At 63.0% G+C, this 5,651-nt stretch carries 4 protein-coding genes; 1 reads left to right on the top strand and 3 read right to left on the bottom strand.

All coding sequences use genetic code 11. The annotated features are described in order from the left end of the window. Positions 1-49: 49 nt before the first annotated feature. From cobD to B3849_RS03705, 3 genes are read right to left on the bottom strand one after another with little or no spacing between them, the layout of a single operon-like run. The gene (gene cobD / locus B3849_RS03695) at positions 50-1,027 is read right to left on the bottom strand and encodes a threonine-phosphate decarboxylase CobD (RefSeq protein ID WP_278424742.1); all 978 of its coding nucleotides are present in this window, start codon (positions 1,025-1,027) and stop codon (positions 50-52) included. A gap of 12 nt (positions 1,028-1,039) precedes the next feature. Further along, the gene (gene cbiB / locus B3849_RS03700; protein ID WP_278424741.1) at positions 1,040-1,981 is read right to left on the bottom strand and encodes an adenosylcobinamide-phosphate synthase CbiB; all 942 of its coding nucleotides are present in this window, start codon (positions 1,979-1,981) and stop codon (positions 1,040-1,042) included. Next, positions 1,978-2,859: a hypothetical protein gene (locus B3849_RS03705; RefSeq protein WP_278424740.1), complete on the bottom strand. Its 882-nt coding sequence runs from the start codon at positions 2,857-2,859 to the stop codon at positions 1,978-1,980. The genes cbiB and B3849_RS03705 overlap by 4 nt, the downstream gene beginning before the upstream one ends. A 225-nt stretch (positions 2,860-3,084) precedes the next feature. Between B3849_RS03705 and B3849_RS03710 the strand changes: the two genes are divergently transcribed. Next, the coding region (locus B3849_RS03710; protein WP_422664339.1) for a DUF7507 domain-containing protein at positions 3,085-5,651 on the top strand (2,567 nt) is incomplete at its 3' end.

The raw sequence follows: 5,651 nt of genomic DNA on the forward strand, positions 1-5,651 counted from the left end.
AGCACCAGCCCCAGCAGCACCCGCCGCGCCGTCAAAGTGATCCGCCGGATCACGCGCCGTCTTTCAGGGCGGTTTCGAGCCGGGCCCAATCACCGGCCGGCCCGGGCAGGCCCAGACGGATCCAGCTGTCGGAATAGGGGAAGATCCGCGACCAGATGTGATGTGCGGCCAAGGCGTTTTGCGCAGCCGTGGCATCCGGCGTCGCGTAGGTGCGAAACAGCGGGGTGCCGCCTATCAGCCTCCACCCTGCCCGCGCCGCCATCGCATCCAATTGCGCGGCCTCGCCTTGCAGGCGCGCGGTGGTCTGTGCCGCCCAATTCGTGTCGTTCAGTCCGCGCAAGGCGACCTCTATCGCCATGCCGGAAACGGGCCATGGCCCCGTCATCGCGCGCAGCCTTTCGGCCAAAGCCTCTGCCGCCAGCACAAAACCCAAGCGCAGCCCCGCCAGCCCGTAGAACTTGCCAAAGGACCGCATCACAAGAATATTTTTCGGCAGTTCGGCCCCGCCGCGGACCAGCGACACCTCTGGATCAGGGTCGGCAAAACTTTCATCCACGATGAGCAGCTCGACCGTTTCGGCAAGCGCGCGCAAGGCGTCAGGGGCGTGGCGCTGCCCGTCGGGGTTGTTCGGGTTGACCACTACGGCAAGGGCATACCCTTCAAGCGCGGCAAGATCCGTGGCTTCGGTGACCTGCCAGCCTTCGGCCCGTAGCGCGGCGGCATGTTCGTTATAGGTGGGCGACAGGATCGCGGCTTGTCCCGGCGCGATCAGGCGCGGCACCAGCTGGATCGCCGCCTGCGCCCCTGACACAGGCACAACAGCACAGCTTGCGTCATAGGCCCGCCGCGCGGCGTCTTCCAGCGCGCCAAGGGCACTGCGTTCGGGCAGACGGGTCCATGCCTCTGGCGAGATCGGCCCCACCGGATAGGGCACCGTGTTGATCCCCGTGGACAGGTCGATCCAATCAGCGCGGTCGCCGCCGAACGCCTTGATCGCCCCATCCAGATTGCCGCCGTGATCCCGCATCGCTTGCCCCTGTCAGATCAGCGCCACCAGCGCCAACACGACTGCTAATACGAACATGGCGCGAAGGTAAAGCGTCAGCGCCCGTCGCAGGGTGGTTGCATCGGCCTCGGTCCCTTCGGCATTGAGCCAGGGTTCATCCGCGATCTCTTCGCCGTACACACGCGGGCCGGACAGGCGCACGTTCAGCGCACCGGCCATCGCCCCTTCGGGCCAACCGGCATTGGGGGACCGGTGGTGGCGCGCATCGCGCAGCATCACGGCGGCGGCGCGACGTGGCTGGCCCGAGACGATCACGAACAGCAGCCCCGTAGCCCGCGCCGGGATCAGGTTGACCAGATCGTCGAGCCGCGCAGCCACCATCCCGTAGTGACGGTAGCGCGCGGACCGGTGCCCGATCATCGAATCCATCGTGTTGATCGCCTTATACGCCACCAGCCCCGGCAACCCCAGCAGCACGCCCCAAAACACCGGAGCCACCACCCCGTCCGAGGCATTCTCGGCCAGGCTTTCGATAGAAGCACGGGCAATCGCGGCAGCGTCCAGCTGATCAGGATCGCGCCCGATGATCATCGAGACGGCATAGCGTGCCCCTGCAATGTCGCCCTGTATCAAGGGCGTGGCGACGGCCTGGACGTGGTCGAACAGCGACCGCGGTGCCAGAAAGGGCCACGCCAGCAGCCCGCCGACAACGTAGCCCGCCCAACCAGAGGGTAGCACCGCGGCAACCACAATCGCAGGCAAGACCGCAAGCGCAAGCACGAGGCAGACCCCGACACCGCCCAACAGGCGCAACCGTGCGGGCGATGTATCGGCGCTATTCAACCGCGCCTCGATCATGCGAATGGCGTGGCCGATCCAGGACACCGGATGGCCGATTTTCGCATAAAGCGGCGCAGGCCAGGACAAAGCCGCCTCGATCACAAACCCCAGCAGGATGCCCGCCGCGCCGATCATGCGTCCCCTCCGGTTGTGAACCGCATCGCACCGGTGAGCCCGTGGTCGACCAACAGCTGTTCAGCATCATCCGGGGCGGTGCCCGGTGCAAAGATGAACGCGCGCGCGGACCCTGTATGCGCACGCGCATAGCCCAAAGCACCGAGCCGCTGCGCCAGTATCGTGCTCGGGTCGTTCAGGGGGCCGCGCAACGCGGTGGTGCGGTCTGCGCTGATGCGCGCCAATCGCGCCACCTGAGGCAAATCACCCTGCGCCACGGCGCTTTCCCAGGCTGGCAACAGGTCGGCAATATCCGCAAAATCGCTGTCCGCCGCATCGGTCCGGATCGGCTCGCCAAAGTAGCCGCCGATGATGTCAGCCCGTGGCGGCGCGCCCAGCGCGCCCTTGCTTTGCGCCAACCGCGAGGCCCAGATCACGCGGTCCGGATGCGGTAACATTAACGGATCGGTGGCCCCTTCCACCGCCAAGCACAGCGACGGCAAACGGTCCTCGGCAATACCCGCAGCCCGCGCCAAAGCCACCAGCGCCGCCGTGGATGCACCTGCCCCGACCCCGACAGGAAGGTTACCAGACAAGGTAAAACTGCCCGCATCTTGCCCTGCGGCCTCTAGCAGCTGTCGAAGCTGCGCGAGGCTCACCGCTGCGGGTTCACCCTGCGTCAGGTCCAATGCCCCCCCGCGGGTAAACCGCGCCCGCACCCCATGTGCACGGCACAGCATCGTGACCAGAACCACAGGGCCCTCCGGCCCCAACCGCCCCTGCACCCATTCACCGAAGTGACCGAAAACAGGTGGAGTTTCTGCAGACGCTCCTGATTTGTCGAAAATTGTCTGCAAAATACTGGCTTTCGTGCGGCGCGAGATAATTGGTGCCGACATATTCACCATCCGCGGGCAAACGGCAACAGAGCAAGGGCCTATGGATTAAAGGCTTTTCCGCATCGCGCCGCCTACCGATTCTGGGTGGGACGCTCTCGAAAGTATAGGGCGCTATTCTGGAAGGCAGGGGGATTGTACCTGCGCAGTGTCGCTCGCGTTAACCTTGTATGAGAACTTTAGACATATCCCGGGGGGCAGGAAAGACGGCGAGGTCGTCTCCGGCCAATGTACAAGGTGTTTGGGACACCGCAACAAGAGGTCCGTCTGATGTCGATTTCAAAGTTAACCTTTACAACACTGAATTGTGCCGCCGCTTTGGCGGCTTTGGTCGTTACAAGCTCTGGCAAAGCTGATGCCGGCGACTTCACACTTGATTGGGGCACCTACGACTGGCCCGGCGGCAATCTTGGCCCGCTGACGCGCACCTTGCGGGACCAATATGGGTTCGAGGTTGACCTGACCTTTGAACATACAGGCAGCTACACCGGCTTCAGCGGGGAAGGGACACCCAACGATTCGACCATCTTTGGCGGCAATGTGGAATCCCTCGTGGTCATTTCGGACGCGCCGCGAAACCGCGGGCGTATCGGGGATGCGCGGACAACGTCCTCCATCTCCTCCAGTTCGGGCGGGGTCGCCTTTCCGATCAACAATCTGCAGATCGACATTTTGGATATTGACGCCAGCGATAGCAACGCCGGGTCTGACCGTTGCGATTTTGTGACCGCCTTTGGTGATAACGGCAATCCGACGCTGGCACCGGTTAGCGCGGCACCCGCACTTCTGGTCGGCCCCGGTCCCGGGTCTGGCTTCACCGGCACCATTGGCGCGAACCAGGCACAATGTATCTATGTCGAAGGGTTCGGGGCCTCGCCCACATCGAACAACGATGACACCGGCACCGTGCGCGCGACCTTCCCCGACAGCACCTCGACGGTCACCTTCTGGTATGATGAATCTATTGCCGACGTGCGCAATTATAACCAGTTCACCAATTATGACCCCGCCCCGCGGGGTATCGGGATGTTTGGTGCGGCAACGTTCAATGTGGATCAAAGCATTTCATTGACACGTACCGCCAGCCCCAGCACAGGGACGCAGGGTGAGACTGTGACCTATACTTACACGGTCACAAACACCGGCGCGCTGCCGTTCAACACCGGGCAGGACATTGTGATCGACGACGATCTGCTGGGGCCTGTGCTCTGCCCCGCGATCACCACGCCTGTCGCCCCGGGTGGAACGGTCGTCTGTCAGGAGGACTACACCATTCAGGCGGCCGATGTGCTGACAGGGTCCGTGGATAGCAACGCGGTTGCGGGCATTGGCCGTATCGGCCAGCCTTTTGTTTCACGGTTGCAGTCGAATTCTGAATCCCTGTCCATCGTCAGCAGTGTGCTATCAGGCGAGACCGGTTCGCAAAGCTGCACGCCTCAGTCCGTCTTCCGCCAGCCATCGACCCAGTTGGCAGGGTCCGGCAGCCCGACGAATGTAACCCCGTCAGACATCTTCCTGTTCGACAACGTCACAACCGATATCAACGGCAACCCGATCGATGTGGTCATGCAGGTCACGAGCATCAACAATGCGACCGCGCTTACCCTCGATACATCCCTCGAGGCGCGCATGACGCCGCTGGACGACGCATACATCACCTACCGTCTGCGGTTGGTCCAGGATGGCACGGCCACGGCGGCCAATCCGCAGGGTCTGGCGATTGACCAAAGCCGGATTAACGGTGTCATTGTCCAGCAAACGGATGTCGACAGCCGTGGCGCGGGCGATGATTCTTCGGATGTGGTGGGCTCGCTCACCAATCCGACGGTGACCTCTTTCTTCAACACCGCGCCCTTGTCTTCTTTTCCGGCCGGGCCGAACGCGATCGCGATGGATCCTGCCAAGACAGGCAACCCTCTTGATTGGGTGGACGAGCCGAATGAAACGAGCTTTGACAACTACGCCACCTATGAATTCAACACCTTCGTCGAAGCTGAATTTATCCACGGCTACACAGGGTCATCCAGCCGTAGCGCGACGCGCGGGTCCGGTATCCAGCTTTGTGCGATCTCGAACACCTCGCCCGATGTTGTCGCGCAAGACGACGACTACACCGCGTCGCCCGTGAACACTCTGCTGGGCGGCACCGCAGGCGAAGTCATGGCGAATGACACAATCAACGGCCTGCCCGCCGCCTTCCCGACCGCGACGCTGACGGTACTGACCGAAGCGGTGCCGCAGAACACGGGCGATCCTGTGCCGGTTCTGGAAACAGCCGGTGCCGAAGCCGGTCGCGTTATCGTCCCCGCGGGCGTTCCCGCTGGCGTCTACACCATCGAATACCAGCTCTGCGATGCGCTGGACCCCGCAGATTGTGACCGCGCGTTGGTCACGGTGGCGGTCTTTGCCGGGCTGGGTGTGGATTTTGGCGATGCACCGCTTAGCTACCTCACACCGACCCACGGCGTTGATGCCTCTCCGGGTGTGTATTTGGGCCTGATCGAGCCGGATATCGAACTGGTTGCACAATCGGATGCGACGGCAACGGCGGATGACCTGATCGGCACCGACGACGAAGACGGGATCACCTTTCCCGTCCTGACCCAGGGCACGATCAGCACGCTCGACGTCACCGTAACAGGCAATGGTAACCTGCAGGCCTGGATCGATTTCAACGGCGACGGTCTGTTCGAAGAGACACTCGGCGAGCGTATCGCGCTTGACCTCAAGGATGACGGCACGCAATTCGACAATGTCGCGGGCGATGGCGTGATCCAGATCGACGTGACCGTGCC

Source organism: Sulfitobacter sp. UBA4523, from assembly GCF_002388305.1.
GTDB lineage: Bacteria > Pseudomonadota > Alphaproteobacteria > Rhodobacterales > Rhodobacteraceae > Sulfitobacter > Sulfitobacter pontiacus.